Source organism: Rhizobium sp. No.120, assembly GCF_054558365.1.
Genome location: NZ_BAAJNQ010000009.1, coordinates 29131 through 54301 on the forward strand (window position 1 = coordinate 29131; position 25171 = coordinate 54301).

At 60.5% G+C, this 25171-nt stretch carries 23 protein-coding genes; 17 read left to right on the forward strand and 6 right to left on the reverse strand.

What is annotated here, in order from left to right; translation table 11 throughout:
- The first annotated feature begins 74 nt into the window (after positions 1–74).
- Both ACYJRZ_RS22360 and hutC read left to right on the forward strand, forming a co-directional pair.
- A complete protein-coding gene (locus tag ACYJRZ_RS22360) occupies positions 75–1418 on the forward strand; it encodes a formimidoylglutamate deiminase (RefSeq protein WP_459462659.1) in 1344 nt (447 codons plus the stop codon).
- A 94-nt stretch (positions 1419–1512) separates the two neighbouring features.
- Positions 1513–2232 carry a histidine utilization repressor gene (hutC, locus tag ACYJRZ_RS22365; RefSeq protein WP_459462982.1) on the forward strand — a complete coding sequence of 240 codons (720 nt, stop codon included), beginning with the start codon at positions 1513–1515 and terminating at the stop codon, positions 2230–2232.
- Between the two features lie 16 nt (positions 2233–2248).
- Here hutC and ACYJRZ_RS22370 read toward each other — a convergent pair whose 3' ends face one another.
- Positions 2249–2401, reverse strand: a complete 153-nt coding sequence (locus ACYJRZ_RS22370; protein WP_459462661.1) for a hypothetical protein — start codon at positions 2399–2401, stop codon at positions 2249–2251.
- A gap of 311 nt (positions 2402–2712) precedes the next feature.
- Between ACYJRZ_RS22370 and ACYJRZ_RS22375 the strand changes: the two genes are divergently transcribed.
- The 5 genes from ACYJRZ_RS22375 to ACYJRZ_RS22395 all read left to right on the forward strand — a co-directional run bounded on the left by ACYJRZ_RS22375 (position 2713) and on the right by ACYJRZ_RS22395 (position 8203).
- A complete protein-coding gene (locus ACYJRZ_RS22375) occupies positions 2713–3327 on the forward strand; it encodes a hypothetical protein (protein ID WP_459462663.1) in 615 nt (204 codons plus the stop codon).
- 232 nt (positions 3328–3559) lie between these two features.
- Positions 3560–4918, forward strand: coding sequence for an Nramp family divalent metal transporter (locus ACYJRZ_RS22380; protein ID WP_459462665.1), 1359 nt, complete (start codon positions 3560–3562; stop codon positions 4916–4918).
- A 133-nt stretch (positions 4919–5051) separates the two neighbouring features.
- Complete coding sequence (locus ACYJRZ_RS22385) at positions 5052–6923, forward strand: peptidoglycan DD-metalloendopeptidase family protein (RefSeq protein ID WP_459462667.1); 1872 nt, start codon at positions 5052–5054, stop codon at positions 6921–6923.
- 146 nt (positions 6924–7069) lie between these two features.
- Positions 7070–7717, forward strand: a complete 648-nt coding sequence (locus ACYJRZ_RS22390; protein WP_459462669.1) for a TetR/AcrR family transcriptional regulator — start codon at positions 7070–7072, stop codon at positions 7715–7717.
- A 108-nt stretch (positions 7718–7825) separates the two neighbouring features.
- Entirely contained in the window at positions 7826–8203 is a 378-nt protein-coding gene (locus ACYJRZ_RS22395) for a DUF427 domain-containing protein (protein ID WP_459462671.1), read from the forward strand.
- Here the strand turns inward: ACYJRZ_RS22395 and ACYJRZ_RS22400 are convergent.
- The 4 genes from ACYJRZ_RS22400 to ACYJRZ_RS22415 form a co-directional block, all read right to left on the reverse strand.
- Complete coding sequence (locus ACYJRZ_RS22400) at positions 8200–9270, reverse strand: ABC transporter ATP-binding protein (protein ID WP_459462673.1); 1071 nt, start codon at positions 9268–9270, stop codon at positions 8200–8202. The two genes, ACYJRZ_RS22395 and ACYJRZ_RS22400, sit on opposite strands and share 4 nt — an antisense overlap.
- Positions 9271–9292: 22 nt before the next feature.
- Positions 9293–10141 carry a carbohydrate ABC transporter permease gene (locus tag ACYJRZ_RS22405; protein ID WP_015341575.1) on the reverse strand — a complete coding sequence of 283 codons (849 nt, stop codon included), beginning with the start codon at positions 10139–10141 and terminating at the stop codon, positions 9293–9295.
- On the reverse strand, positions 10134–11072 hold the full coding sequence (locus tag ACYJRZ_RS22410; protein ID WP_459462675.1) for a carbohydrate ABC transporter permease: 939 nt from the start codon (positions 11070–11072) through the stop codon (positions 10134–10136). Before ACYJRZ_RS22410 ends, ACYJRZ_RS22405 begins: the two co-directional genes overlap by 8 nt.
- 72 nt (positions 11073–11144) lie before the next feature.
- On the reverse strand, positions 11145–12446 hold the full coding sequence (locus ACYJRZ_RS22415) for an ABC transporter substrate-binding protein (protein WP_459462677.1): 1302 nt from the start codon (positions 12444–12446) through the stop codon (positions 11145–11147).
- A gap of 220 nt (positions 12447–12666) precedes the next feature.
- On the opposite strand from ACYJRZ_RS22415, the gene ACYJRZ_RS22420 reads away from it, so the two are divergent.
- The 9 genes from ACYJRZ_RS22420 to ACYJRZ_RS22460 all read left to right on the forward strand — a co-directional run bounded on the left by ACYJRZ_RS22420 (position 12667) and on the right by ACYJRZ_RS22460 (position 22453).
- Positions 12667–13869: an ROK family transcriptional regulator gene (locus ACYJRZ_RS22420; protein WP_112341519.1), complete on the forward strand. Its 1203-nt coding sequence runs from the start codon at positions 12667–12669 to the stop codon at positions 13867–13869.
- Positions 13870–13909: 40 nt separating this feature from the next.
- Positions 13910–15010, forward strand: a complete 1101-nt coding sequence (locus ACYJRZ_RS22425; protein ID WP_459462679.1) for a Gfo/Idh/MocA family protein — start codon at positions 13910–13912, stop codon at positions 15008–15010.
- Between the two features lie 24 nt (positions 15011–15034).
- Positions 15035–15676, forward strand: a complete 642-nt coding sequence (locus tag ACYJRZ_RS22430) for a ThuA domain-containing protein (RefSeq protein ID WP_459462681.1) — start codon at positions 15035–15037, stop codon at positions 15674–15676.
- Between the two features lie 720 nt (positions 15677–16396).
- Positions 16397–17479 carry an ABC transporter ATP-binding protein gene (locus ACYJRZ_RS22435; RefSeq protein ID WP_459462683.1) on the forward strand — a complete coding sequence of 361 codons (1083 nt, stop codon included), beginning with the start codon at positions 16397–16399 and terminating at the stop codon, positions 17477–17479.
- A 9-nt stretch (positions 17480–17488) separates the two neighbouring features.
- Entirely contained in the window at positions 17489–18559 is a 1071-nt protein-coding gene (locus ACYJRZ_RS22440; protein ID WP_459462685.1) for an ABC transporter ATP-binding protein, read from the forward strand.
- A gap of 2 nt (positions 18560–18561) precedes the next feature.
- Complete coding sequence (locus ACYJRZ_RS22445; protein WP_459462687.1) at positions 18562–19434, forward strand: carbohydrate ABC transporter permease; 873 nt, start codon at positions 18562–18564, stop codon at positions 19432–19434.
- Entirely contained in the window at positions 19431–20354 is a 924-nt protein-coding gene (locus ACYJRZ_RS22450) for a carbohydrate ABC transporter permease (RefSeq protein ID WP_459462689.1), read from the forward strand. Before ACYJRZ_RS22445 ends, ACYJRZ_RS22450 begins: the two co-directional genes overlap by 4 nt.
- A gap of 11 nt (positions 20355–20365) precedes the next feature.
- A complete protein-coding gene (locus ACYJRZ_RS22455) occupies positions 20366–20653 on the forward strand; it encodes a DUF2160 domain-containing protein (protein WP_459462691.1) in 288 nt (95 codons plus the stop codon).
- Between the two features lie 69 nt (positions 20654–20722).
- The gene (locus ACYJRZ_RS22460; protein ID WP_459462693.1) at positions 20723–22453 is read left to right on the forward strand and encodes an ABC transporter substrate-binding protein; all 1731 of its coding nucleotides are present in this window, start codon (positions 20723–20725) and stop codon (positions 22451–22453) included.
- A 233-nt stretch (positions 22454–22686) separates the two neighbouring features.
- Here ACYJRZ_RS22460 and ACYJRZ_RS22465 read toward each other — a convergent pair whose 3' ends face one another.
- The gene (locus ACYJRZ_RS22465; protein ID WP_459462695.1) at positions 22687–23982 is read right to left on the reverse strand and encodes an ABC transporter substrate-binding protein; all 1296 of its coding nucleotides are present in this window, start codon (positions 23980–23982) and stop codon (positions 22687–22689) included.
- A gap of 150 nt (positions 23983–24132) precedes the next feature.
- On the opposite strand from ACYJRZ_RS22465, the gene ACYJRZ_RS22470 reads away from it, so the two are divergent.
- Complete coding sequence (locus tag ACYJRZ_RS22470; protein ID WP_459462697.1) at positions 24133–25155, forward strand: LacI family DNA-binding transcriptional regulator; 1023 nt, start codon at positions 24133–24135, stop codon at positions 25153–25155.
- Positions 25156–25171 lie beyond the last annotated feature (16 nt).

Below are 25171 nucleotides of genomic sequence, written 5' to 3' on the forward strand. Positions count from 1 at the left end.
ATAATGTATATACATAATCGAAAGGCTGACAAGAGGGATTTTGGACTCCATGTCCGAAAGGAAAGGGTGAGACCATGACGAGACTTCATGCACGCGCCGCACTGCTTGGCGACGGATGGCACGAGAATGTGCGACTGACCCTCGAAGGCGGCCGCATCGCCGAGATCGCCACCAATGTCGCTCCCGAAGCCGGTGACGACAGGCAGGATGTTCTGGTTCCGGCGATGCCGAACCTGCACAGCCATGCCTTCCAGCGCGCCATGGCCGGCCTTGCCGAAGTCCGCGGCCCGGCCAATGACAGCTTCTGGAGCTGGCGCACCGTCATGTACAAATTCGCTCTGTCGATGACCCCCGACCATGTCGAGGCCGTCGCGGCACAGCTCTATATGGAAATGCTGGAAGCCGGCTTCTCCCGCGTCGGCGAATTCCACTACCTGCATCATGACAAGGACGGCAGCCATTATGCCAATATCGCCGAGCTAGCCGAGCGCATCGGCGCTGCCAGCACTGAGACCGGCATTGCGCTGACGCTGCTTCCCGTCTTTTACGCCCATTCCGGCTTCGGCGGCGCTTCTCCCATCGACGGCCAGCGCCGCTTCATCAATTCGATCGAGAACTTCGAGGCGCTGATGGCCGGCTGCCGCGCGGTCACCAGCCGCCTGCCCGGCGCCGAACTCGGCATCGCACCGCACAGCCTGCGGGCCGTGACACCGGCAGAGCTCGCAAAGCTCGTGCCGATCGCCGGCGATGGGCCGATCCACATCCATGTCGCCGAGCAGGTGAAGGAAGTAGAGGACTGCATCGCCTGGTCGGGTGCCCGGCCAGTGCAATGGCTGCTCGACAATGCGCCCGTCAATGAGCGCTGGTGCCTGATCCATGCCACGCACATGACCGAGGATGAGACGCGGCGCATGGCAAGAAGCGGCGCGATCGCCGGCCTTTGCCCGATCACCGAAGCCAACCTTGGGGATGGCGTGTTCCCGGCACCCCTATTCTTGGAGGAAGGTGGCCGCTACGGAGTCGGCTCGGATTCCAATATTCTGATCTCCGTGCCGGAGGAGCTGCGGCAGCTCGAATATTCTCAGCGCCTGGCGCTGCGCGCCCGCAATGTCATTGCCACGACCGGCGGCTCCACCGCCCGCATGCTATTCGATGGCGCGCTGGCTGGTGGCGGCGCGGCTCTGAAGGCGCCGGCCGGCCTTGCCGTCGGCAACCACGCCGATATCGTTTCGCTCGATGTAAGTGCCGTGCCTTATCTCTCCGGCGACCGTATTCTCGATCACTGGACTTTCGCCGGCGGCGTCAAGGTCGATGGCGTATGGGCGCTCGGCAGCAAGCAGGTCGAAGGCGGGCGCCATCGGAAGAGAGAGGCGATCTCCGCGCGATTCCGCAAGGCGATGGCTGAGCTCATTGCCTAAATATCGCTTTTCCTCCAATTGATTGGCCTCTAAACAACTTGCGGGAAATCCCATGTCTCACAATCCCATGTCTCACACGGAACAGACGGGCGGCATGACCACGAGCAAAGAGGCGACCCTGCATCAGCGTATTCTCAGCGATATCGAGGGCCAGATCGTCTCCGGTGCCTGGCCGCCGGGGCACCGCATTCCGTTCGAGATGGAATTGGCGGATCAATATGACTGCTCGCGCATGACGGTGAACAAGGTGCTGACCCAGCTTGCGCGCGCTGGTTTGATCGAGCGGCGAAAGCGCTCAGGCAGCTTCGTCACGCATCCGCAGGCGCAATCCGCCGTGCTCGAGATCCACGACATCAAGTCCGAGGTCCTGTCGCTCAACCTGCCCTATTCACACCGGCTGATAAAGCTTGCCAAACGGCGCGGACGGCCGGAGGACGCCCACAGGCTGCAGTTCGTCGGCTCTATCCCGGTGATCGAGATTACTTGCATCCACTATGCCGGTCCGCGGCCCTTCTGCCTGGAGGACCGCGTCATTAATCTTGATGCCGTGCCGGAAGCTGCGAAAGCTGATTTCGAGACATTGCCGCCGGGCCCCTGGCTGCTCAACCAGGTGCCGTGGAGCACCGCCGAACATCAGATCCGCGCCATATCGGCCGAAGGCGACGCCGCCGCCAACCTCGATATCCAGAAGGGTACGGCATGCCTCGTCGTCGAACGACGCACCTGGAGCGCCGCCGGTCCGATCACGCATGTCCGCCTGACCTATCCCGGTGATCGCCATAGCCTTGTGGCGCGCTTTACACCGGCAAGCTGAGCATTCCGGCACCCACTTAGGGACGCTGCGGCGACTCTGTCGGCGGCGGAATAAGGCTGTCGGATTGACGGACAGGCTGGTGGGGATCGACCAGCAGGATACTGAGCGCAATCAGAACCAGTGCCAGAATCAGGAGGATTCCGATCAGAAGCGGACGAATCGCGGTCATTTCGTTCTCCAATCTCCCCAGCCCAGCGCAACGCGCGATAGGGAATTCGAGATAACCAGCGCAGTCTAACGGCAAACGTTAAGCAAAGCTTGATGTTCTGCGAAAAAATGGGCTTCTTCCAGGAATTTCTGCAGCGTCGGATGAGACGGCAATCTCACGTTTGTTTGAATGGAGGGTGATGGAAGCGGCGCATAGGATCGCCATCTAGATGGCTTCGAAGCCTTTCCGCGGCTTCCGTCGACCAATTCCAACCTTCTTATCAAGCACAACCGGCGCATCGCGCGGCGGATATCTCAAGGGAGACCCCACCCATGGATCGCAAACGTCTGATCGCCGCTGCGCTGACGCTCTCCGTCGCTACGTTTGCCGCATTTCAAAGCGCCTGGGCCGCCGAGCGTGTAAGGGTGCGCGGCACCGTGGAAAGCCTCGATGGCGACACGCTCAAGGTCAAGTCCCGCGACGGCAAGGAGGTGACAGTCGCGCTGAAATCGGGCTGGAGCGTCGGCGGCGTCGTCAAGGCTGCTATCAGCGACATCAAGCCCGGCGATTTCGTCGGCATCGCCTCGCAGCCGACCGATAGCGGCATCAATGGCGCGATCGAAGTCGTCATCTTCCCAGCCTCTATGAAGGGAACGGGCGAAGGCGACCGTCCCTGGGATTCGGCGCCGAACGGCTCCATGACTAACGCCACGGTCACCAATGCCGTAACCTCCGTCAACGGTCCGACCTTGACGCTCACCTACAAGGGTGGCGAACGAAAGATCAAGATACCCGACGGCACCCCCGTCGTAACGCTGACGTCAGCAACGAAAGCTGATCTCAAGCCCGGCGCTGGCGTCTTTATCATAGGCGAGCAAACCGGCGAGACCGCGATCTCTGCCGACCGTGTCGCCGTCGGCCTCAACGGCACCGTGCCGCCGATGTGATGGATTGGCAGCAGCCAGTACCCAACCACCTAAGCCGTATCGACCAACCTACGATCCAAATTCCGCAGATCACGGCTTAGGGCGCGCATCAGCAATGCGTCCTCGCGACGTCGGCAAGCCGTTCCAGCGGCCGGGAAAATGCAATCTCGATTAAAATATAGCCTATTGCATAATTCTTATATCGGTCGTATTTATTTAGTAGCATCATAGCATGACCCTCCTGGAGCCCCGCATGACGCAAGTTCAAGAAGCTGCAGCACAGCGGCGCGGATGGCAGTTTGCCAGCCGCGACGAAGACGATCGTCCGAGCCTTCCCGAAGTTAATGGTTCCGTTAGAGTTCCCCACGGCGGCAGCTGGATTCGGCGCCTGATCGCTTTCGTCGGCCCCGGCTACATGATCTCCGTCGGCTATATGGACCCCGGCAACTGGGCGACCGATCTCGCCGGCGGCGCGCAGTTCGGCTATACGCTTCTTACCGTGATCATGCTGTCGAACCTGATGGCGATCCTTTTGCAGGCTCTCTCGGCCCGGCTCGGCATCGCCACCGGCCGCGATCTTGCCCAGGCCTGTCGCGATCACTATCCACGGCCGGTCAATTTGGCGCTGTGGTTTGCCTGCGAGCTCGCCATCATCGCCTGCGACCTTGCCGAAGTCATCGGCACGGCCATCGCATTGCAGCTGCTCTTCGGAATTCCGTTGATCGGCGGCGCGCTGATCACCGCGCTGGACGCGTTTCTATTGCTGCTGCTGATGAGCAAGGGGTTCCGCTATCTCGAAGCTTTCGTCATCGCGCTGCTGATCGTCATTGCCACGTGTTTCGCCATCCAGATAATCGCGGCCGCACCGCCAGTGGCAGCGATCCTCCAGGGTTTCATTCCCTCGCCGGAGATCGTCACCAATCACGAGATGCTCTATATCGCCATGGGCATCATCGGCGCGACGGTCATGCCGCACAATCTCTATCTGCACTCCTCCATCGTCCAGACCCGCGCCTACAAGCGCACCGAAGAAGGCAGACGCGACGCCATCAAATGGGCAACGATCGACAGCACGGTCGCCCTCATGCTGGCGCTCTTCGTCAATGCCGCGATCCTGATCGTCGCAGCAGCCGCCTTCCACACCAGCGGCCACTCAGATGTCGCCGAAATCGGCCAGGCATACGAGTTGCTGTCGCCGCTGCTCGGCCTTGGTATCGCGTCGACGCTGTTTGCGGTGGCGCTGCTCGCCTCCGGCCTCAATTCGACGGTTACGGCGACGCTTGCCGGCCAGATCGTGATGGAAGGCTTTCTCCGGCTCAGGATTCCGCATTGGGCAAGGCGACTTTTGACCCGCGGCCTCGCAATTATTCCGGTTGTGTTCGTGACCGCTATCTATGGTGAAAAGGGCACTGCAAATCTGCTTGTGTTGAGCCAGGTCATTCTCTCCATGCAGCTGCCCTTTGCCGTCATTCCCTTGGTCCAGTTCGTGACAAATCGCGAGAAAATGGGCAGTTTCGTCATATCGAGAAGCGTCGCGGTTCTCTCATGGATCATTGCCGCGATCATCCTGGCGCTGAACTTCAAACTGCTCTACGATACCATCTTCGGTTGACGAATCACCCGGAACGCGCAAATCTCGCCCCTGTGGACGATCACGGCAATTAACCGCCTCGTAATATTTGCCTAGATTTCGCCATGATTTGCCCTAGTTTGGGCCCACCGCAATCTGCAGGGTTCCTCACTTCATGGCCGAAAGTCCATTGCGCGTTCAATTTCCTGCAGAGGCCGCCATCCAGGCGCGGCCGCATCATGATTTTCACATTCCATTCCTGCCCCGCTCCGCGCATCTTCGCCATCTGATCGTCATCGGGCTTGCGGGCACCGCATCCTTCGGCTTGCTTGCCACCGTGCTCTATCCCTTGCTGGCCCGTCACACGATCGAACCGGCAACGCCGGTGCGCACTGCTCAGCTCGCGCGCCCTCAGCCTGCCATGCGCAAAGCCGGCCGGCTGGCCGCAAAACAGCGCTTCGACGGCGCCCGCTTTGCGCAGGTGGCCGAAAAGCTGTCCAGCGGCGAAACTCGCATCTTCACCTATCATCGCACGACGCTGGTCTTCAAATCCGACGAAGCCGCGATGGCGCGCGATGGCGCAAGCGCCATCAACGCTTCCTATGGCGCAGAGCGCGCCGATAATATGGCATTTTCGCCGCCTTCGCTTTCCGATATCCGCCACGGCATCTATCCGCAGACCACGCATTATGATGCCGTGCGCCGCTCTCGCTTTCCGGTTCGCGGCATACCGCTGAACGTCAGCGTATCGCGCGCAACGACCGGCGAAACCGGCCGCGAGTTCCACAGGCTCGTCTCCATGCCGAAGGACAAGCAGGATCTTCGGGATATCCTGGCGTCTGCCGGCCTCGGCAGTGATGCCGGCGACGAGCTGCAGCGTGCGCTGGAGACCGATACTGTTTCCCCAGGTGACAGCCTGGAACTCCTGCTTGAAAAAAAGGGGCCTAATGCCCGCCCTAAGCTGATCATGGCCCGCCTCAGCGGCGACAAGACGCCGGAGCGCGTCGTTGCCCGCGACGATGCCAACGGCTTCGTTCCAATGGCCAATGACAGGCTATTTTCCACGCTCTACAGCGAAAGCCAAGCCGACGCTCCATCCTCGACGGAGGTTGCCGCGGTCGATTTGAAGGGTGTCGACGAGAGCGACGAACGCGCAGTCAGCGACAAGCTCGAAAGAGCCGGCCTGACCAAGGAATACGCTTCGCAGCTTATCAAGCTCGCCAAGGCCAAGGACATTTCGCTGACCAGCATCGACGATGCTCCCGACAGCGTCGATCTGCTCTTCCGCAAGGCGGACGACGGCCGGAGCGAGCTGATGTTCATCGAATTCCATGCCGATGGCGACACGCATCGTTTCTACCTGCACAAGAACGAAGGCGAAGGCCCTTCGGAATTCTACGACGAGAGCGGCCGTTCGATCGCGAAGTCGCTTGTACATCGGCCCGTGCCGAACGGCACGCTCGGCGATGGTTTTGCCTGGCGAATTCACCCGATCCTGGGTGTGAAGAAATTCCACAACGGCGTCGATTTCCGCGCACCAATGGGAAGCCCCATCCAGGCCGCCGGCGATGGCATGGTCGAGAAGATTTCCTGGGAAACCGGCTACGGCAAATATGTCCGCATCCGCCATGATGGCGGTTACGAAACCACCTATGCCCATATTTCAGCAACACCGCCAGATCTGCGCGTCGGCCAGCGCGTCACCCAGGGTCAGGTCATTGCCTATGTCGGCTCGACGGGCTATTCAACCGGTCCGCACCTCTATTATGAATTGCGCGTCAACGGCCGTTACGAAAACCCACTCACGGCGCAATTGCCTGCCGGCACCAATCTGACCGGCAAGTCCCTCGACAGCCTGCGCTCGCAGGTCAATCATGTCGAGAACATCATGAGCTACCTCGACGTTCCGCCGGCTCGCAACAATCAGCCAGCCGCCTTCGCCAACTTCGAGCAAGGGCCGAGCTTCGGGCCGAATTCAGCGCCGAACCTGGGGGCGAATTTGGGGCCAAGCTTCGGACCGAACCATTTCGGCGCCCCCTCTCCTTAAGCAAGCCCAAAGCCGGCGAGGCCTCCTTCCGATTCCGTCGGCCAGCAATAGCGCCTCGATGCTGAATGCGGTAACAATCTTCCCGTACGTCGCCATGGAGAAGCCGGTGCCACGCACTATTTGACGGCAGGCCGGAATATCGTCACGTGGCAACCCGCAAGGAGCAGAAATTGGCGCGCAAGCCGTTGCCTGAAGCAAACCCCGTGGCCTCGTCTGAGAGCAGGCGCCTGCGCGCCGATGCGCGACGCAATCATGACAAGCTGATCGAAGTAGCAGCACAAGCTTTCGCTAGCCACGGTACCGCCGCCTCCCTGGAAGATATAGCTCGCCGCGCGGATGTCGGCATCGGCACGCTCTATCGCCATTTTCCCAGCCGGGAACATCTGGTCGAAGCGGTTTATCGTCACGAGGTCGAAGCGCTGTGCAATGCCGCAGAAGAGCTTTCGCGCGAGCGAGCGCCGGATGAAGCTCTGGAAGAGTGGATGAACCGCTTCGTCGGTTACATCGCAACGAAACGCGGCATGGCCGATAGCCTGCGCATCCTTCTCAGCAGCAATTCCAAGCTCTTTGCCGACAGTTACGGCCAGGTGCCGGTCGTGCTCTCAGGCCTGATCGACCGCGCGGTCGCCGCCGGCACGATCCGTGCCGATGTCGACAGTACCGATGTGCTGCAGGCATTGTCCGGCACCTATTCCATGCCCAATTCGCCGGAATGGTACGACCGGTCCCGCCGCCTCGTGCGTCTGCTGATGGATGGATTGCGTTGGGGTGCGCCGAAGACAGAATTGCGGTAATGCCCTGATAATTGCCGGCTCGCTTCCTATATCCCTTTTTGGACACAGATTGTCGGGCACCTCTGCTATTGCGGCGGCTCTGCCTGACGCCTCGCCCCAGGAGCTATCATGTCGGAAAAGCCAGTCAAGATCCCCGGCCCGGATCACCCGATTACGATCGAGGACAAGCAGGCCCATGTCATCGTCTCCGTCGCCGGCAGGGTAATCGCCGATACGCGTGAGGCGCTCTCGCTCAAGGAAGCATCCTATCCGGCCGTTATCTATATCCCGCGCAAGGATGTCGATATGTCGTTGCTGGAAAGGACCAGCCACGAAACCTATTGCCCCTACAAGGGTGAATGCTCCTATTATAGCATCCCGGCCGGCGGCGGGCGTTCGGTGAACGCCATCTGGACTTATGAAAATCCCTATGCGTCCGTCAGCCGGATCAAGGACCACATGGCCTTCTATCCGGATCGCGTCGATTCGATTGATGTGAAAGCTTAAAGGGCTAGCCCGCTCGACGCATCGAAGACGTAGACCTGCTCCGGGCTTACCGAGACATTGAGCGGCTGCCCATAACGGACGGGAGCCTCGCCATCGACAACGGCCGTCACCTGCTCGCCGGCCAGGTCGAAGAGTACATGCGTCTGCGCGCCTGTCGGCTCTACGAGCAGCGTCTGGCCGGTGAGCGGCGAACCGCCGTTGGCAAGGCTCAGATGCTCGGGCCTGAGACCGATCTTCACGCTCTGGCCCGCCTTCACCTTGCGTTCCCCGGCAATGCGGATCGCCGTGCTGTCCTTCAGCCGCACGGCCGGCGCGCCATCGACGCCCTCGACCGTACCATCTAGGAAATTCATGGCCGGAGAGCCGATGAAGCCGGCGACAAAGAGGTTAGCCGGTTTGCGGTAAAGTTCGATCGGCGTGCCCTCCTGCTCGATCTTGCCCTGGTTCAACACCACAATGCGATCGGCAAGCGTCATGGCCTCGATCTGGTCATGGGTGACGTAGATCGAGGTGGTCTGCACCTTCTGATGCAAGGCCTTGATCTCGGAGCGCATCTGCACGCGCAGCTTCGCATCGAGGTTGGAAAGCGGCTCGTCGAACAGAAAGACGGCGGGATTACGTACGATCGCGCGGCCCATGGCGACGCGCTGGCGCTGACCGCCGGAAAGCTGCGCCGGTTTGCGGTCGAGCAGCTTGGTGAGATCGAGCATGCGCGCGGCCTCATTGACCCGCTGCTCAATAACCTGCTTAGTTTCGCCCGAGAGCTTCAGGTTGAAGCCCATATTCTCGGCGACCGTCATATGCGGATAGAGCGCATAGGATTGAAAGACCATGGCGATGTTACGCTCGCGCGGCGTCATGGCGTTGACCACCTGACCGCCGATCGACACATCACCGTCGGTGATTTCCTCCAATCCGGCGATCATCCGCAGCAGCGTGGACTTGCCGCAGCCGGACGGGCCGACGAGCGCGATGAACTCGCCGTCCTCGATCGAAAGCGAGATATCGTGAATGACGGTCAGCGCCCCATAGGCCTTGTGGATGTTGTGCAGTTCGACGGATGCCATTTTGTTTGCGCTCCAGTAAGGCTCAGGATTTCACGGCGCCGGCAGTCAGGCCGGCAATGATGTGCTTCTGCGCCAGGAAGAAGACGATGACGGTGGGCAGGATGGTGAGCGTGATGAAAGCGAGCACCAGTTCCCATTCCGTGCCGAATTCGCCGCTATAGACCATCATGCCGAGCGGCCAGGGATAGATCGAATCCGAGTTCAGCATGATCAGGGGCAGGATGTAGCTGTTCCAGCTGCCGACGAAGGAGATGATGCTGACGGTCGCGATGATCGGCCGCGAAAGCGGCAGCGAGATATGCCAGAAGAAACGGATATAGCCGCAACCGTCGACAAAGGCGGCCTGGAACAATTCTTCCGGAAGGTTTCTAAAATAATTCCGGAAGAGCAGGATGCTCATGCCGAGACCGAACGCCACCTGCGGCAGCACAACGCCCCAATAGGTATTGAGCAGGCCGAGATCGCGGATTCGGATGAAGAGCGGCAGGATGGCGGTCGCCGCCGGAAACATCAGGCCGATGAGGAAATAGTTCAGCAGGAAGTTCGAACCGAAGAATTTCACATGGGCGAAGGCGAAGGCTGCCATGGCCGAGACTGAGAGCGTCAGGAATACGGTGAGCACGGCGATGATCAGGGAATTCATCATCTGCCGCCAGTAGCGGTCGCCAAACAGGATGCCGGTATAATTCTCGAAATGCCACTCGGCCGGCAGGCCGAACGGGTTGGTGCGGAGATCGCCGAGTGTCTTGAAGCCGCCGAGCGCGGTCGTCAGCAGCGGGATCAGCACGATCGCGGCAATGATGGTCAACGACACATAGAGATAGATCTTGGTGCCGGTGGTCAGTCGAACGGATGAGGCCAGATCAGTCATTGCGCATAAATATCCGTTTGTAGCCGAAGGCGAGGGTGACGCAGATCACGAACAGCACGACGCCGACGGCGCTGCCGAGACCGACCTGCATGCGGGTGACGCCGAAATTGTAGAGGAAGGTCACCATCGTCTGGGTCGAGTTGAACGGGCCGCCGCCGGTGAGCGGCATGATCATGTCGAAGAGCTGCAGCGATCCCACCACCGCGAAGAAGACGGAAAGACGCAGCGTCGAGCCGAGCAGCGGCAGCGTCACGTAGCGGAACTTCTGCCAGCCGGTGGCGCCATCGATTTCGGCCGCTTCCAGCACGCTCTTGTCCAGCGACTGCATGCCGGCAATGAAAAGCATCATGTGAAAACCGAAATATTTCCACACGATGACGCCGAGCACGGCATACATCGCCAGATCCTTGTCGGCGAGCACGTAGGGCGTTGGCGTGCCAAGGAAATGCGCGATCGCGGCAAACAGGCCGTAATCGCCGTCATAGACGAAGCGCCAGATGAGGCCTGCCGCCACTTCGGCCAGCACGTAGGGCAGAAAGAAGATCAGCCGGAAAAGCACGACTCCGCGAATGCGGTGCGCCAGCATCGTCGCGAGCCAAATGGCAAGCGGCACCTGGACCGCGATCGATACGACGATGATCAGCGCATTGTTCTTCAACGACGTCACAAAGGCTTCATTCTTGAAGAGAACCTGGAAATTGCGCAGGCCGACAAACTCGGTGGGCGGGCCGTAGCCGTTCCAACGATAAAGGCTGTACCAGGCCGCTTCTCCCATCGGCAGGATGACGAAGATGGTGAAAAGCAGCAACGCCGGCGGCAGAAAGAGCAGGATGACCGGCAAGCGGCCACGCGCAGCCGGCGATTTTCGTTTCGCTGCGGGCCTTACTGTTGCGATGGAAGGCATGGCGGTCGTGGCGCTGACATCGGTCATGGGCAGTCTCGACAGTTGTATTTCGAAGAAAAACCGGCGCCGGCACAAGGGAGAGGCCGGCGCCAGAGGGCGCTAGAGCTGGTCCTGCTCGAAGGCATCCTGAACCTGCTGCGCGCCATCCTTCGGCGAAATCTGGCCGGAGACGATGCCGACAGCCACATCATTGACGACGCGGCCGACGGAGGGGCCGAGATCCTGATCGAAGAAGTTCTGGTGCCAGGTCGAATGCGCCAGCTGATCGGCAGCCTCGCGCATCAGTGGACCTTTGACGCCATCTTCGGCGCCGACGGCGACCGGGATGATCATTCCGGCCTGCGCCATGATGCGCTCGTTTTCTGCATTGGTGAGATAGGCGAGGAAATCGAGCGCCTCGGGCGGGGCCTTCTTGGTGACGGCCCAGCCATTCAGCCCGCCGAGCGTATCGGTCGGAAGGCCGGCCCCCCCGGTTACTGCTGGGAAGGCGAAGCGGCCGATATTGTCATCCGCCAGGCCCTTACCGTCACCGGAATTGGTGCGCTGGTTGGCGACCGTATTTTCGAAGCCAAGGATCATCGCGGCCTTGCCATCGCCGAAGACGCCGAGCGCCTGCGGCCAAGTGGTGCCGAGATAGCCCGGCTGGAAGGGTTCGAGCTTGCCGAGTTCGGCGAGCTGCTCCCCAGCCTTGATAATTGCCGGATCGTTGAAGCCGTTGCCCTTGCCGTTCTTGGCATCGTTGAAGACCTGCTGACCGCCGTCGCGCATCACCAGATAGCTCCAGTAGAAATGGATCGGCCATTTCTCCCCGCCGCCGCCGGCGATCGGGGCGATACCGGCAGCCTTGATCTTTTTAACTGCGGCCAGATAATCGTCCCAGGTCTTGATGGCGCTCGCATCGACTCCGGCCTTGGCGAACAGCGCCTTGTTGTAGAAGAAGGAAACCGTGCCGAGCTTATAGGGTACGGCGCTGATCTTGCCGTCGAAGGTCAGGCCCTTGATAGCTGCCTGATTGTAGCTCTTGAGCCAGGCGCCATCCTTGGCATTCATCGCCGCGGTCAGATCCAGTAGTGTGCCGGTCTGCTGTTGCTGCTTCAGCACGCCACCGCCCCAGCTGAAGAAGAAATCGGGAGCGTCCTTCGATTGCAGCAATGTCGGCAGCTTCGCCTTGAAGGCTTCGTTGGCAAGGAACTGCATCTCGATCTTGGTGCCGGGATGCTTGGCCTCATACTGGTCCGCGATCTTGCGCCAGACGGCGACGTAATTCGGATCGGTCTCCAGATGCAGCCATTTGACGACGGTGTCAGCGGCAGCTCCGGTCGCGCCCGCGAGAATGGCCAGTCCGGTCGTAGCGGCAATAGCAGCAATGCGAAGGGCTTTGGCCCCACGTAGATGGATCATGATTTTCTCCTCCCAAGGGAACCAAGAGCCTCACTATTTTTTCCCTTATGCGGAATAATTCAACGGAGCTTTGCTAAAATGTCAACCGCCTTCGTCAAATTTTCGGCAAATTGCCCGCGAAATGGCTTGACATTGGGCAATGGCCATAGGTTATTTAATTCGCATTCCGTTAAAAATACTAGGCCGCAGCCGAGCGGGTCCGTCATTCGGCGTCAATCTCATGAAAACAGCAGACCCCGAGCTTATGCGGGCGATAAACCGCTTCAATGTGCTGGATACGATCCGGCGGGCGGGCTCCATCGCGCGTATCGAAATCAGCGACCGCACCCAGCTTTCGACCACGACAGTGTCGGCGATCACGGCGTCGCTGCTGGATGACGGGTTGATCCTGGCGCGCACCGAAGGCGATCTGCGCGAAGCAGCCGCTCGAGGCCGGCCCCGCGTCATGCTGGAGCTCAATCCGGATGCTGCCCGCGTCGTCGGCGCAAAAATCGCCGCGAACCGCATGGTCTTCGTCGTGACGGACTTTCGCGGCGAGGTTCTTTCGACGCTGACACTGGCGTTGCGTGTCGACCGGCAGCCGATCGGTGTCATTGCCGATCTCATCGAGGATGGCGTGCGCCGCTGCGTCGTCGACGCCAATCTGGCTCTGGACGAGATCGATTCCGTCTGCCTCGGCCTGCCCGGCGTCGTCGAGCACCGCACCGGCCATGTCCGAACCAGCCCGATCTTCCGCGAGACGGGGGTCGATTTCGCCAAGGAAATGTCCGAGCGGCTGGGCGTGACCACCATCGTCGAGAGCGATGCGCATGCCATCACGCTGGCGCATCACTGGTTCGGCAAGGCGAGAGACCTGGACGACATGGTGCTGGTGTCGCTGGAACAGACGCTAGGGCTCGGTGTTCTACATGGCGGCCAGCTTTTTCGCGGCGCCGGCGGCCTCAGCCACAATCTCGGCGACCTCGTTCTCGGCATGGGTCCACAGGGCATCATTCGTCTGGCAAGTCTTGCCGGCGAAAGCGCCATTCTCGGCGACCAGCCGAGCGGCCGCTTTGCCGAAGCCATCCGCCTCGGCCGCGGAATGGCGCACGCCAAGACGCTGATCGATGCGGAGGACAACACGCTGATCAGCGCCGCCATCCGCGCCGGCGAGGCCTGCGGCATGGCGCTCGCCAACATCGTCACGCTGTTCGCCCCGCCGCGCGTCATTCTTGTGGGTTCGAGCCTGGCGCTCGGCCAGCCCTTTCTCGACAGCCTGCGGGAGGCCTATTCGCTGGCGATCCCGCCATCGATCAGGGGCGTGACCGAACTCGTCTTCGACCAGTCGACGGATGAGACCTGGGCGCAAGGTGCTGCGGTCGTGGCACTGCGCGAACTCTACGAATCGCCCTGGGGAACGACGGGGCCGGCACCGGCTCTTTGATTTCGCAGGACAGCAAAGACAATTCATCTGGAGGAAGCTTATGAACAAGGTCGGCATCGGCATCATTGGCTGCGGAAATATTTCCGGCGCCTATCTCACCGCCATGAAATCCTTTCCCATTCTCGACATCAAAGGCGTTGCCGACCTCAATCGTGAGCTCGCCGAGGCGAAAGCAGCCGAATTCGGCCTGAAGGCAGTCGATATCGCCGACTTGCTTGCCGACCCATCGATCGAGATCATTGTCAACCTGACCATTCCGAAGGCGCATGTCGCCGTCGGTCTGCAAGCGCTCGATGCCGGCAAGCACACCTATTCGGAAAAGCCGCTCGGCATCAATTTCGCCGAAGGCAAGAAGCTCGCGGACGCAGCGGCCGCCAAGGGTTTGCGCATCGGCGCAGCGCCCGACACCTTCCTCGGCGGCGGCCACCAGACGGCGCGCGCCATCATCGACGAGGGCGCGATCGGCATTCCGGTCGGCGGCACCGCAACCTTCATGTGCCCCGGCCATGAGCGCTGGCATCCGAATCCGGCTTTCTATTATGAAGTCGGCGGCGGCCCGATGCTCGATATGGGTCCCTATTACATCACCGATCTCGTCAATCTGCTCGGTCCCGTCTCCCAGGTCGCAGGCTTTGCCGTCACGCCGCGCAAGGAACGCATCATCACCAGCGAACCCCGCAATGGCGAGCACATCCCCGTGCATGTGCCGACGCATGTCGCCGGCGTCATGGCCTTTGCCAATGGCGCGGTCGTCCAGATCGGCATGAGCTTCGATGTCGCCGGTCACAAGCACGTCCCGCTCGAGGTTTACGGTACCGAAGGAACGTTGATCGTGCCCGATCCCAACCGCTTCGGTGGCCCGGTGGAGTTTTTGAAGAAGGGCGGTGAATTCGCCGAGCGCGAGATCACCGCGCCCTATGCCGACGGCAATTATCGTTCGCTCGGTGTCGCCGACATGGCGCATGCCATCCGCTCTAACCGTCCGCACCGCGCCAATGGCAGCCTGGCGCTGCATGTGCTCGAAGTCATGGAAGCCTTCCAGACGGCCTCCGACAGCGGACGCACGGTCACCATCACGACGCAAACGGAGCGTCCCGCCCCTCTGTCCGAATCCCTGGTGGATGGGCAGATCGGTCGCTAACAGCACAATTTCAGGAGGATTATCATGCGTGAAGCACTTATCGTATGGGGCGGCTGGAGCGGCCACGAACCGCAGGAATGCTCCCACATCATCCGCGATATGCTGGAAGAGGACGGCTTCAAGGTCTATCTCGAAAATAGCACCGAGGCCTTCGCCGATCCTTCGATCCACGATCTCAGCCTGATCGTGCCGATCGTCACCATGTCGAAGATCGAGAAGGAGGAGGTCAAGAACCTTGCCGATGCGATCGAAAGCGGTGTTGGCATCGCCGGCTATCATGGTGGCGCGGGTGACAGTTTCCGCGAAAGCGTCGAGTATCAGTTCATTATCGGCGGCCAATGGGTCGCCCATCCCGGCAACATCATCGACTACACGGTCAATATCACGCGGCCGGACGATCCGATCATGGAGGGGATCACCGACTTCCCTTACACGTCGGAGCAATATTACATGCATGTCGACCCGTCGAACGAGGTGTTGGCGACCACGACCTTCACCGGCGACCATGCCTACTGGATCGACGGCGTCGTCATGCCGGTCGCCTGGAAGCGCAAATACGGCCAGGGTCGCGTCTTCTATTCCTCGCTCGGCCACCAGGCCAAGGAATTCGACGTACCGCAGATGAAGACCATCTTCCGCCGCGGCGCCAACTGGGCGGCGCGCTAAACACACCCCGCATATTTCGAACATTGCCGCTCCTCACATTGCCTGAGGGGCGGTTTCATTTGCAGCCTGATAATGGCGCCATCGCACGGATCGCGATGAAAGAAGCTTCCGCGGAGGCTCCGTCCTGCATCCCGCTATTGACCGACTCTCCCAATCTACCCCTGCACGTTGCAGATCGCGCCTTGCATTCATTGTGGGGCTTCACCTCCAATTCGGGTATCCGGTGTTCCAGATGGGCGGCGGAATTCCCGGCAACGGCGATCTGCGCTGATGCAACGAAGGGCGTTCCAACCTGCATTTGCAATTCCAATCAATTACTTACATGGCATGCAATAAATCGCTAAAACACGCCTGAGATGAGATTCATGAAGCGAAACTGAAACGCGATCAGTTTTCGTTTGACATTCCTTTATCTTCATTTATCGTCGTTCTTGTTTCGATTTTCGCGTGAGGGATGTAAATCGAAACAGGGGGAGGAATAATTGTCCGAAAATCAGATCGATACGGAAAACGGCATGATTTGCGGCATCGGCCGCATGGCCACTGACGTCGCCTGGCGCAATCCTTGCCGACGCGACGATTCCGCAGGCAGATCGGCACAATCCACTTCCGAACAATCATAATCTCAGCAGCGGGCACCGTCCGGCAACGACAGGACGGTTTGGTCTATTCGCAATCCTAGCGGCGGCATTGATATGCGGCGCATGGAGGGAACTTATCGTGCTTGAACTCAGGGGCGTGTCGAAGTCTGTCGGCGGCGAAACGCATATTGCCGAAACAAATCTGACGCTGCAGCGCGGCACGCTGAATGTGCTGCTGGGGCCGACGCTGTCGGGCAAGACGTCGCTGATGCGGCTGATGGCCGGCCTCGATAAGCCGACCACTGGCACGATCCACGTCGATGGCAAGAATGTCACGGGCCAACCGGTGCAGCGTCGCAACGTCGCCATGGTCTACCAGCAATTCATCAACTATCCCGCCATGACCGTCTACGACAATATCGCCTCGCCGATGCGGCTGAGCGGCAAAAGCGCGGCGTCCATCGACAAGGAAGTAAAAAAGGCAGCCGATCTTTTGCGGCTTGGTCCCTTCCTTGATCGCCTCCCTTTGAGTCTTTCCGGCGGCCAGCAACAGCGCACGGCCCTTGCCCGCGCCATCGTCAAGAATGCCGGCCTTGTGCTGCTCGACGAGCCGCTCGCCAATCTCGACTACAAGCTGCGCGAGGAACTGCGCGCCGAATTGCCGAAGATCTTCGCCGAATCCGGTGCCATCTTCGTCTATGCCACGACAGAGCCATCCGAAGCCCTGCTCCTAGGCGGCAATACCGCGACCCTGGCAGAAGGCCGCATCACGCAATTCGGATCGACGATCGACGTCTTCCGCAATCCCCGGGATCTGATTACCGCCACCACCTTTGCCGATCCGCCGCTGAACACGATCACGCTCGACAAGCGCGGCAGGGAATTCGTGCTCGACAGCAATATTCGCCTGCCTGTACCGAGGGACTTAGAGGATCGGCCGGATGGCCGCTACACGATTGCCTTCCAGCCGCATCATCTGGCGCTTGTGCCGCAAACGCCGGAGGCGGTCGCCGCCCCGGCACGGGTGATGGTGACCGAGATCACCGGCTCGGAGAGCTTCATCCATATCGATTTTGCCGGTCAGCGCTGGGTGATGCTGACCCAGGGCGTGCAGGATATCGATGTCGACGATGCGATCGACGTCTATATCGACCCGCGCCACATCTTGGTCTTCGACACCGAAGGCGCCGCCGTCACTCCCGCCCTGCAACAAGCCGCCTGAGGAGGGACAATGGCCCGCATCGATCTCGACCACATCCGGCACGCCTACAACGATCACCCCAAATCCGACGCCGACTATGCGTTGAAGGAAGTTAATCACAGCTGGGAAGACGGCAGCGCTTACGCTCTGCTCGGCCCCTCGGGCTGCGGCAAGACCACGCTTCTCAACATCGTTTCCGGCCTGGTGCAGGCCTCCGAAGGCCGCATCCTCTTCGATGGCAAGGACGTGACGCGGCTGTCGACCCAGGAGCGCAACATTGCGCAGGTCTTCCAGTTCCCCGTCGTCTACGACACGATGACCGTCTACGACAATCTCGCCTTCCCGCTGCGCAACCGGCATGTTCCGGAAGCGGAGGTTAAGCGCAAGGTCGATGAAATCATTGAGATGATCGGCCTTTCCGACAGTGCCCATCGCAAGGCCCGCGGCCTGACCGCCGATGCCAAGCAGAAGATCTCGCTCGGCCGCGGCCTCGTGCGCTCGGACGTGAACGCCATCCTGTTCGACGAGCCGCTGACCGTCATCGACCCGCACATGAAGTGGGTGCTGCGCTCGCAGCTGAAGCAACTCCACCGCCGCTTCGGCTTCACGATGGTCTATGTCACCCACGACCAGACGGAGGCGCTGACCTTCGCCGACAAGGTGGTGGTCATGTACAATGGCGAAGTGGTGCAGATTGGCACGCCGAACGATCTCTTCGAGCGCCCGCGCCACACTTTCGTCGGTTATTTCATCGGTTCGCCCGGCATGAACGTCATGCCTGTCGAAATCGAAGGCAGCAGCGCGCGTATCGGCAACCGCACGATCGCGCTGCCCGGCGCGCCGAAAGAAAAGCGAGCCGGCCGTTCCGAACTCGGCATTCGCCCTGAATTCGTCCGCATCGGCCGCGAGGGCATGCCCGCCACCGTCACCAAGGTCGAGGATCTCGGCCGCCGCAAAGTGGTCCGCGCCAAGCTCGACGGCCAGGATATCGTCGCCGTCATTGGCGAAGACCAGACGGTGCCGGCCGAGCCGCATATCGCCTTCGATCCGGCCGGCATCAATATCTACGCCGGCTCCTGGCGCATCGAGATGGGAGCCTGACGATGGAGAAGACCTGGAACAACAAAGCCTGGTTCATGCTCATTCCGGTTCTGCTGCTAGTCGGCTTTTCCGCCGTCATTCCGTTGATGACCGTCGTGAACTATTCGGTGCAGGACACCTTCGGAAACAATCAATTCTTCTGGGCGGGCACGCAGTGGTTCGAGGAGATCCTCCATTCCGGCCGTTTCTGGGATTCGATGATCCGCAACCTCATCTTCTCCATCGTCATCCTGGCGATCGAGGTGCCGCTTGGCATCTTCATCGCCCTGAATATGCCGAAGAAGGGGATCGGCGTTCCGGTCTGCCTGGTGCTGATGGCCTTGCCGCTTCTCATTCCGTGGAACGTCGTCGGCACGATCTGGCAGGTCTTCGGCCGCAGCGACATCGGTTTGATGGGCTATGTCCTCGTCAATCTCGGTATCGACTACAATTATGTCTCCGATCCGGCCGATGCCTGGGTGACGATCATCATCATGGACTTTTGGCATTGGACGAGCCTTGTCGTGCTACTCTGCTATGCCGGCCTCGCCTCCATTCCCGATGCCTTCTACCAGGCGGCCAAGATCGACGGCGCCTCGCGCTGGTCCGTTTTCCGCTACATTCAGCTGCCGAAGATGAACCGCGTTTTGCTGATCGCCGTGCTGCTGCGCTTCATGGACAGTTTCATGATCTATACCGAACCTTTCGTGGTCACAGGCGGCGGCCCCGGCAACTCCACGACCTTCCTGTCGATCGATCTCGTGAAAATGGCGCTCGGACAGTTCGACCTCGGCCCTGCCGCAGCCATGTCGCTGATCTACTTCCTGATCGTGCTGCTGCTGTCCTGGGTCTTCTACACCGTCATGACCAATTACGATGCGGGAGCAAGCCGATGAGCGGCAAACCCCTCTCCACCACGGCCGATGCCGTCACAATAAACAAATTGGCAACATCCGATGCCGCCGCAAACACGGCAGGTGCAATCGGCACGCGGGTTGCTCGGCGTCACGGCGAAAAGGGCCGGTGGGCGTGGCTTGTGCCGACGCTTTATATCGTCTTCCTGTTGCTGCCGATCTACTGGCTCATCAATATGAGCTTCAAGACGAACGAGGAGATTATCGGCGGCCTAACGCTCTATCCGCACCAACCGACGCTGCGCAACTACGCGATAATCTTCACCGATCCGTCCTGGTACAAGGGCTATATCAACTCCATCACCTACGTCGTCATGAACATGGTGATCTCGGTTGCCTGCGCCCTTCCCGCAGCCTACGCCTTCTCGCGCTACCGCTTCCTCGGCGACAAGCACGTCTTCTTTTGGCTGCTGACCAACCGCATGGCGCCGCCGGCGGTCTTCGCGCTCCCATTCTTCCAGCTCTACTCGGCCTTCGGCCTCATCGACACCCATATCGCGGTTGCGCTGGCACACTGCCTGTTCAACGTGCCGCTGGCGGTCTGGATCCTCGAAGGCTTCATGTCCGGCGTGCCGAAGGAGATCGATGAAACCGCCTATATCGACGGCTACTCATTCCCACGCTTCTTCATCAAGATCTTCATTCCACTGATCGCAAGCGGCATCGGCGTCGCCGCCTTCTTCTGCTTCATGTTCTCCTGGGTGGAGCTGCTAATCGCCCGCACCTTGACCACGACCGACGCCAAGCCGATCGCCGCTGTCATGACGCGCACGGTTTCGGCTGCCGGCATGGATTGGGGCCTGCTTGCCGCGGCCGGCGTGCTCACCTTGGTTCCCGGTGCGCTCGTTATCTATTTCGTCCGCAACTACATCGCCAAGGGCTTCGCGCTCGGCCGCGTCTGAAGGAAACCGCCATGAACACAGACTTCTCCTGGATGGCCTGGACGCTGCCGACGGCACTCTTTTTCGCGACCATCATGCTGCTTTTGATCGGCATGGCGGTCTGGGAATATGTTTCACCGGGCGGCAATCCGCGCCTCGGCATCCTGCGCTTCGAAACGACGCGCGGCGACCGGCTCTTCATATCGCTGCTCGGCGCCGCCTTCATTCATCTCGCTTGGCTGGGCTTGGGAGGCCCAAGCCTGTGGTGGGCTCTTGCTCTTTCCGTGGTCTACGCCATCGGCGTCTTCCGCCTGGTCTGAGCAATCCGATATGGCGGCTGGGGTTCCCGGCCGTCCTGACATGTACTCGCAACCTGTAGGGAGGAATTTATGCGAAGACATCTCTTGGCGACGACGGCCGTCGCTCTGCTGGCAATTGCCGGCACCGCGCACGCCGGCATGAACGAGGCAAAGGCATTCCTGGACAAGGAGATCGGCGATGTCTCGTCGCTCTCGCGCGCCGATCAGGAAAAAGAAATGCAATGGTTCATCGATGCGGCCAAGCCGTTCCAGGGCATGGAAATCAAGGTCGTGTCCGAAACGCTGACGACCCATCAGTATGAATCGCAGGTTCTCGCCCCAGCCTTCACGGCCATCACCGGCATCAAGGTCACGCATGACGTCATCCAGGAAGGCGACGTGGTCGAAAAGATCCAGACACAGATGCAGACCGGCCAGAACCTCTATGACGGCTGGGTCAACGATTCCGACCTGATCGGCACGCATTGGCGCTACAAGCAGGTGCGCAACCTGACCGACTGGATGGCTGGCGAGGGCAAGGACGTTACCAATCCGGGCATCGATATCGCCGATTTCATCGGCACCAGCTTTACGACTGCTCCCGACAAGAAGCTCTATCAGCTCCCCGACCAGCAGTTCGCCAACCTCTATTGGTTCCGTTACGACTGGTTCAACGACCCGAAGAACAAGGCCGATTTCAAGGCCAAGTATGGCTATGAGCTCGGCGTGCCGGTCAATTGGTCGGCCTATGAGGATATCGCCCAGTTCTTCACCGGTCGCGACGTGGACGGCAAGAAGGTCTTCGGCCATATGGACTATGGCAAGAAGGACCCGTCGCTCGGCTGGCGCTTCACCGACGCTTGGCTGTCCATGGCCGGCAACGGCGACAAGGGCTTGCCGAACGGCCTGCCTATTGATGAATGGGGCATCAAGGTCGATGCCAATTCCCGTCCCGTCGGCTCCTGCGTCGCGCGTGGCGGCGATACCAACGGACCGGCCGCCGTCTATTCGATCCAGAAGTATCTCGACTGGCTGAAGGCCTATGCTCCAGCAGAAGCGCAGGGCATGACCTTCTCGGAATCCGGTCCCGTTCCGTCGCAGGGCAATATCGCCCAGCAGATCTTCTGGTACACGGCCTTCACCGCCGACATGGTCAAGCCCGGCCTGCCGGTCATGAACTCCGACGGTACGCCGAAGTGGCGCATGGCGCCTTCGCCGCATGGTGTCTACTGGAAGGACGGCATGAAACTCGGCTATCAGGACGTCGGCTCCTGGACGCTGATGAAGTCGACCCCGGTCGACCGCGCCAAGGCCGCATGGCTCTATGCGCAGTTCGTCACCTCGAAGACGGTGGACGTAAAGAAGAGCCATGTCGGCCTCACCTTCATCCGCGAATCCACCATCCGCGACAAGAGCTTTACCAAGCGCGCGCCGGAACTCGGCGGCCTGATCGAGTTCTATCGCTCGCCGGCCCGCGTGCAGTGGTCGCCGACCGGCACGAACGTTCCTGACTATCCGAAGCTCGCGCAGCTCTGGTGGCAGGCGATCGGCGATGCCGCATCGGGTGCCAAGGATGCTCAGGGAGCGATGGATGCGCTCTGCGCCGATCAGGAAAAGGTGATGCAGCGCATCGAACGTGCGGGCGTTCAGGGCGATATCGGCCCGAAGCTCGCCGAAGAGCATGATCTCGCCTACTGGAACGCCGATGCCGTCAAGAACGGTCATCTCGCTCCGCAGCTGAAGATCGCCAATGAGAAGGAAAAGCCGATCACCGTCAACTACGACGAGCTGGTCAAGAGCTGGGCCGACGCGAAGAAATAAGCAACCGCACTTGGAGATGCGGCAGTGCCGGGGCCTGAAAAAGGCCCCGGTTTTTTACGGCGTAAAGCTTATGAGACCACAGCACCCGTGCAGCCAGGGGTACGTGCTGCACTGTCACTACCCGTCCACCGCAAGGGCAATCATGAGATCGCGCAGGATGTTTGGCTTGGCATGCAAAGTCACGGCAGAACTCCAGGGGATGTCAACCGTTCAGCAAATTATGCAGCCTCGGCTCAACTCTTCCGCTTCAGCTTCGTCGTACCCTCCTCCACCAGCCGCTTGGCCGCCTCGGCGACCGTGATCTTACCAAAGGCGAGCTGGTCGGCGAGGGGGCGGGCGACGTTAACGTCGAATTCCTGAGATCCGAGCGGCGCCGGCACGGGATAGGTGCCGACCTGATCTTTCAACAACTCGATATAGTGTACCGTCTGCTGCTCCACCGGATTGAGCGTAGGCAAGATGGCGGCGCGTACGGCGGGCGACATCGGCACGCCGCGTTCGACGCCGAGAATCTTGCCGGCCTCTACATCGTTGACGAAGAAATTGATAAATTTCGCCGCCGCTTCGCCATTCTTGCTGGTGGCACCGACGCTCCAGATCAGCGCCGGGCGATAATAATGGCCGGAGGGACCGTCCTTCTTCTCGCGCGGCAGCATGGTGACGGCGAGCTTGCTCTTGACGACAAGCTGATAGCCCACGAGCTGGTTGGAATAAGCCATGCCGATGGCCGATTTGCCGAGCGCCAGGCAGTTACTCTCGATGACGTTCTGGTCGAGCGTCTGGACATCGGCGGAGACCGTGCCGCCGCGTTTGCGCAGCTCTTCCCAGTAGCTGTACCATTCCTTGGCATCGTCGACGCCGAAGCCGAGCCCGCCCTCTTCCGTGAAGAGGCTTTTGCCACGCTGGCGCAGCCAGACATCGAGCACATAATTGTAGCGCGCGCCATAAGGGCCGCCCCAATAGCCACGCTTGCCGGCAGCCTTGGTCATTTCTACCGCGAGATCGGCATATTCGGCCCATGTCGTGGTCGGACCGGGCGGCGTCAGGCCAGTCTTCTTGAACATATCCTCGTCATAGAACATCGCGAAGGAATTGAGCCCCAGACCGACGCCATAAAGCTTGTCGTCGACGGTGGTCAGCTTCAGCACGTCCTTGCCGAAGCTGTCGACATTCAGCGTCGAGGGCACGAACTGGTCGAGCGGCATGCAGGCGCCGCGCTTGGAATAGTCGGAAATCGTGCTCGGCTCGAGCTGGAAGACATCGGCAATGTTCTGGCTGGCCATGCCGGTGGCAAGCTTCGCCCAATATCCGTCGCCGCTGATGCTCTCGCCGATGACGGACAGATCGGGGTTCTTGCTATGGAACAGCTCGGCAACGGCGACCGTGCGCTTGCCGCGATCGGGCGAGCCCCACCACATCGCCCGGAGCTGCGTGGCATCGGCAAAAACGGGCATTGCACTTCCCCCGAAGGCAAGGCCAGCTGCGCTTCCGGCAGCTCCGATCATGAAAGAACGACGATTCATGCGCATGAGATTCCTCCTTCTCTTGCGTATCATCCGCGGCGATCTCCCCGACGCCTTCTGCGGACAAGTCAACGCGACGATATGCAACTTCATTGCACAGTGCAATAAAAAATCTTTCTATTGCAAATTTGCATAATTTTGCATAGCGTTTGCGATATGAACGATATTCGCTCCAAACGCATCAGGCAGGCAGACATTGCCACCGCCGCCGGCGTCTCCGTCTCGACGGTGTCGCGGGTCCTCACCAATGAACCCGGCATCAGCGAGACGATCCGCCAGCACATCTTCAAGGTGGCGAGTGATCTCGGCTATCCGCTGAAGACCGCAGCCGAGACGGCGGCCGGCGGGCTGGCATTGATCGCCAGCGACAGCGTCACCGGCGGTTTGAGCGTCTTCTATGAAGGCATTCTGGAGGGCCTTCGCGCAGGCGCTGCCGAGCGCGGCATGCGCTTCGACATCCGACTCATTCGCGAGGCGAGAACCGAGCCCGATCTGGTAAAGGAATATCTGCAGACCGCCGGTGCCGAAGGCCTCTTTCTCGTCGGCATCGACCCATCGGAAGACCTATGCCGCTGGCTTGAGGCAAGCGGCACGGCGACCGTTCTCGTCAACGGCACCGATCCGAAGCTGCGCTTCGACGGCGTTTCACCCTCTAATTTCTTCGGCGCTTATAACGCAACCCGCCGTCTGCTCGATGCCGGCCATCGCCGCATTCTGCACCTCACCGGCTCGCATCGCCAGACGATCCGCGAGCGCATCCGCGGCTTTGAGGCGGCGATCGCTTCGGAGGAAGGCGCTGAAGGCCGCATCGTGCCGATGAGTTTTCGCGGCAGCTCCAGCCAGGAAGCCCATGACAAAACCGCCGAGATCCTTGCCGCAGGCGAAGGCTATACCGCCGCCTTCTGCATGAACGATTTCATCGCCGTCGGCGTGCTCGACGCCGTCATTGAAGCCGGCCTGCGGGTGCCGGAGGATTTTGCCATCGTCGGCTTCGACGATCTTCCCTGTGCCCTGATGACCAATCCGCGGCTGGCAACCATGCGCGTCGATCGCGCAGCCCTTGGCCGGGAAGCCATCGGCCTGATGATCGCACGCTTCCGCGACCGCGATGCACCAGCCCGCCACATCTGCCACGGCGTCCAGCCGATCGCCGGCGGCACGCTGCCACCCGAAATCTGAAGTCCAATCCCCGCCG

Bases quoted from the DNA above. Each gene is read 5' to 3' on its own strand.
- ACYJRZ_RS22380 (WP_459462665.1), top strand. From the start codon at position 3,560: ATGACGCAAGTTCAAGAAGCTGCAGCACAGCGGCGCGGATGGCAGTTT.
- ACYJRZ_RS22395 (WP_459462671.1), top strand. From the start codon at position 7,826: ATGTCGGAAAAGCCAGTCAAGATCCCCGGCCCGGATCACCCGATTACG.
- ACYJRZ_RS22450 (WP_459462689.1), top strand. From the start codon at position 19,431: ATGAGCGGCAAACCCCTCTCCACCACGGCCGATGCCGTCACAATAAAC.
- ACYJRZ_RS22440 (WP_459462685.1), top strand. From the start codon at position 17,489: ATGGCCCGCATCGATCTCGACCACATCCGGCACGCCTACAACGATCAC.
- ACYJRZ_RS22460 (WP_459462693.1), top strand. From the start codon at position 20,723: ATGCGAAGACATCTCTTGGCGACGACGGCCGTCGCTCTGCTGGCAATT.
- ACYJRZ_RS22430 (WP_459462681.1), top strand. From the start codon at position 15,035: ATGCGTGAAGCACTTATCGTATGGGGCGGCTGGAGCGGCCACGAACCG.
- ACYJRZ_RS22455 (WP_459462691.1), top strand. From the start codon at position 20,366: ATGAACACAGACTTCTCCTGGATGGCCTGGACGCTGCCGACGGCACTC.
- ACYJRZ_RS22470 (WP_459462697.1), top strand. From the start codon at position 24,133: ATGAACGATATTCGCTCCAAACGCATCAGGCAGGCAGACATTGCCACC.
- ACYJRZ_RS22410 (WP_459462675.1), bottom strand. From the start codon at position 11,072: ATGACCGATGTCAGCGCCACGACCGCCATGCCTTCCATCGCAACAGTA.
- ACYJRZ_RS22375 (WP_459462663.1), top strand. From the start codon at position 2,713: ATGGATCGCAAACGTCTGATCGCCGCTGCGCTGACGCTCTCCGTCGCT.
- ACYJRZ_RS22425 (WP_459462679.1), top strand. From the start codon at position 13,910: ATGAACAAGGTCGGCATCGGCATCATTGGCTGCGGAAATATTTCCGGC.
- ACYJRZ_RS22400 (WP_459462673.1), bottom strand. From the start codon at position 9,270: ATGGCATCCGTCGAACTGCACAACATCCACAAGGCCTATGGGGCGCTG.
- ACYJRZ_RS22360 (WP_459462659.1), top strand. From the start codon at position 75: ATGACGAGACTTCATGCACGCGCCGCACTGCTTGGCGACGGATGGCAC.
- hutC (WP_459462982.1), top strand. From the start codon at position 1,513: ATGACCACGAGCAAAGAGGCGACCCTGCATCAGCGTATTCTCAGCGAT.
- ACYJRZ_RS22445 (WP_459462687.1), top strand. From the start codon at position 18,562: ATGGAGAAGACCTGGAACAACAAAGCCTGGTTCATGCTCATTCCGGTT.
- ACYJRZ_RS22370 (WP_459462661.1), bottom strand. From the start codon at position 2,401: ATGACCGCGATTCGTCCGCTTCTGATCGGAATCCTCCTGATTCTGGCA.
- ACYJRZ_RS22420 (WP_112341519.1), top strand. From the start codon at position 12,667: ATGAAAACAGCAGACCCCGAGCTTATGCGGGCGATAAACCGCTTCAAT.
- ACYJRZ_RS22415 (WP_459462677.1), bottom strand. From the start codon at position 12,446: ATGATCCATCTACGTGGGGCCAAAGCCCTTCGCATTGCTGCTATTGCC.
- ACYJRZ_RS22405 (WP_015341575.1), bottom strand. From the start codon at position 10,141: ATGACTGATCTGGCCTCATCCGTTCGACTGACCACCGGCACCAAGATC.
- ACYJRZ_RS22465 (WP_459462695.1), bottom strand. From the start codon at position 23,982: ATGCGCATGAATCGTCGTTCTTTCATGATCGGAGCTGCCGGAAGCGCA.
- ACYJRZ_RS22385 (WP_459462667.1), top strand. From the start codon at position 5,052: ATGGCCGAAAGTCCATTGCGCGTTCAATTTCCTGCAGAGGCCGCCATC.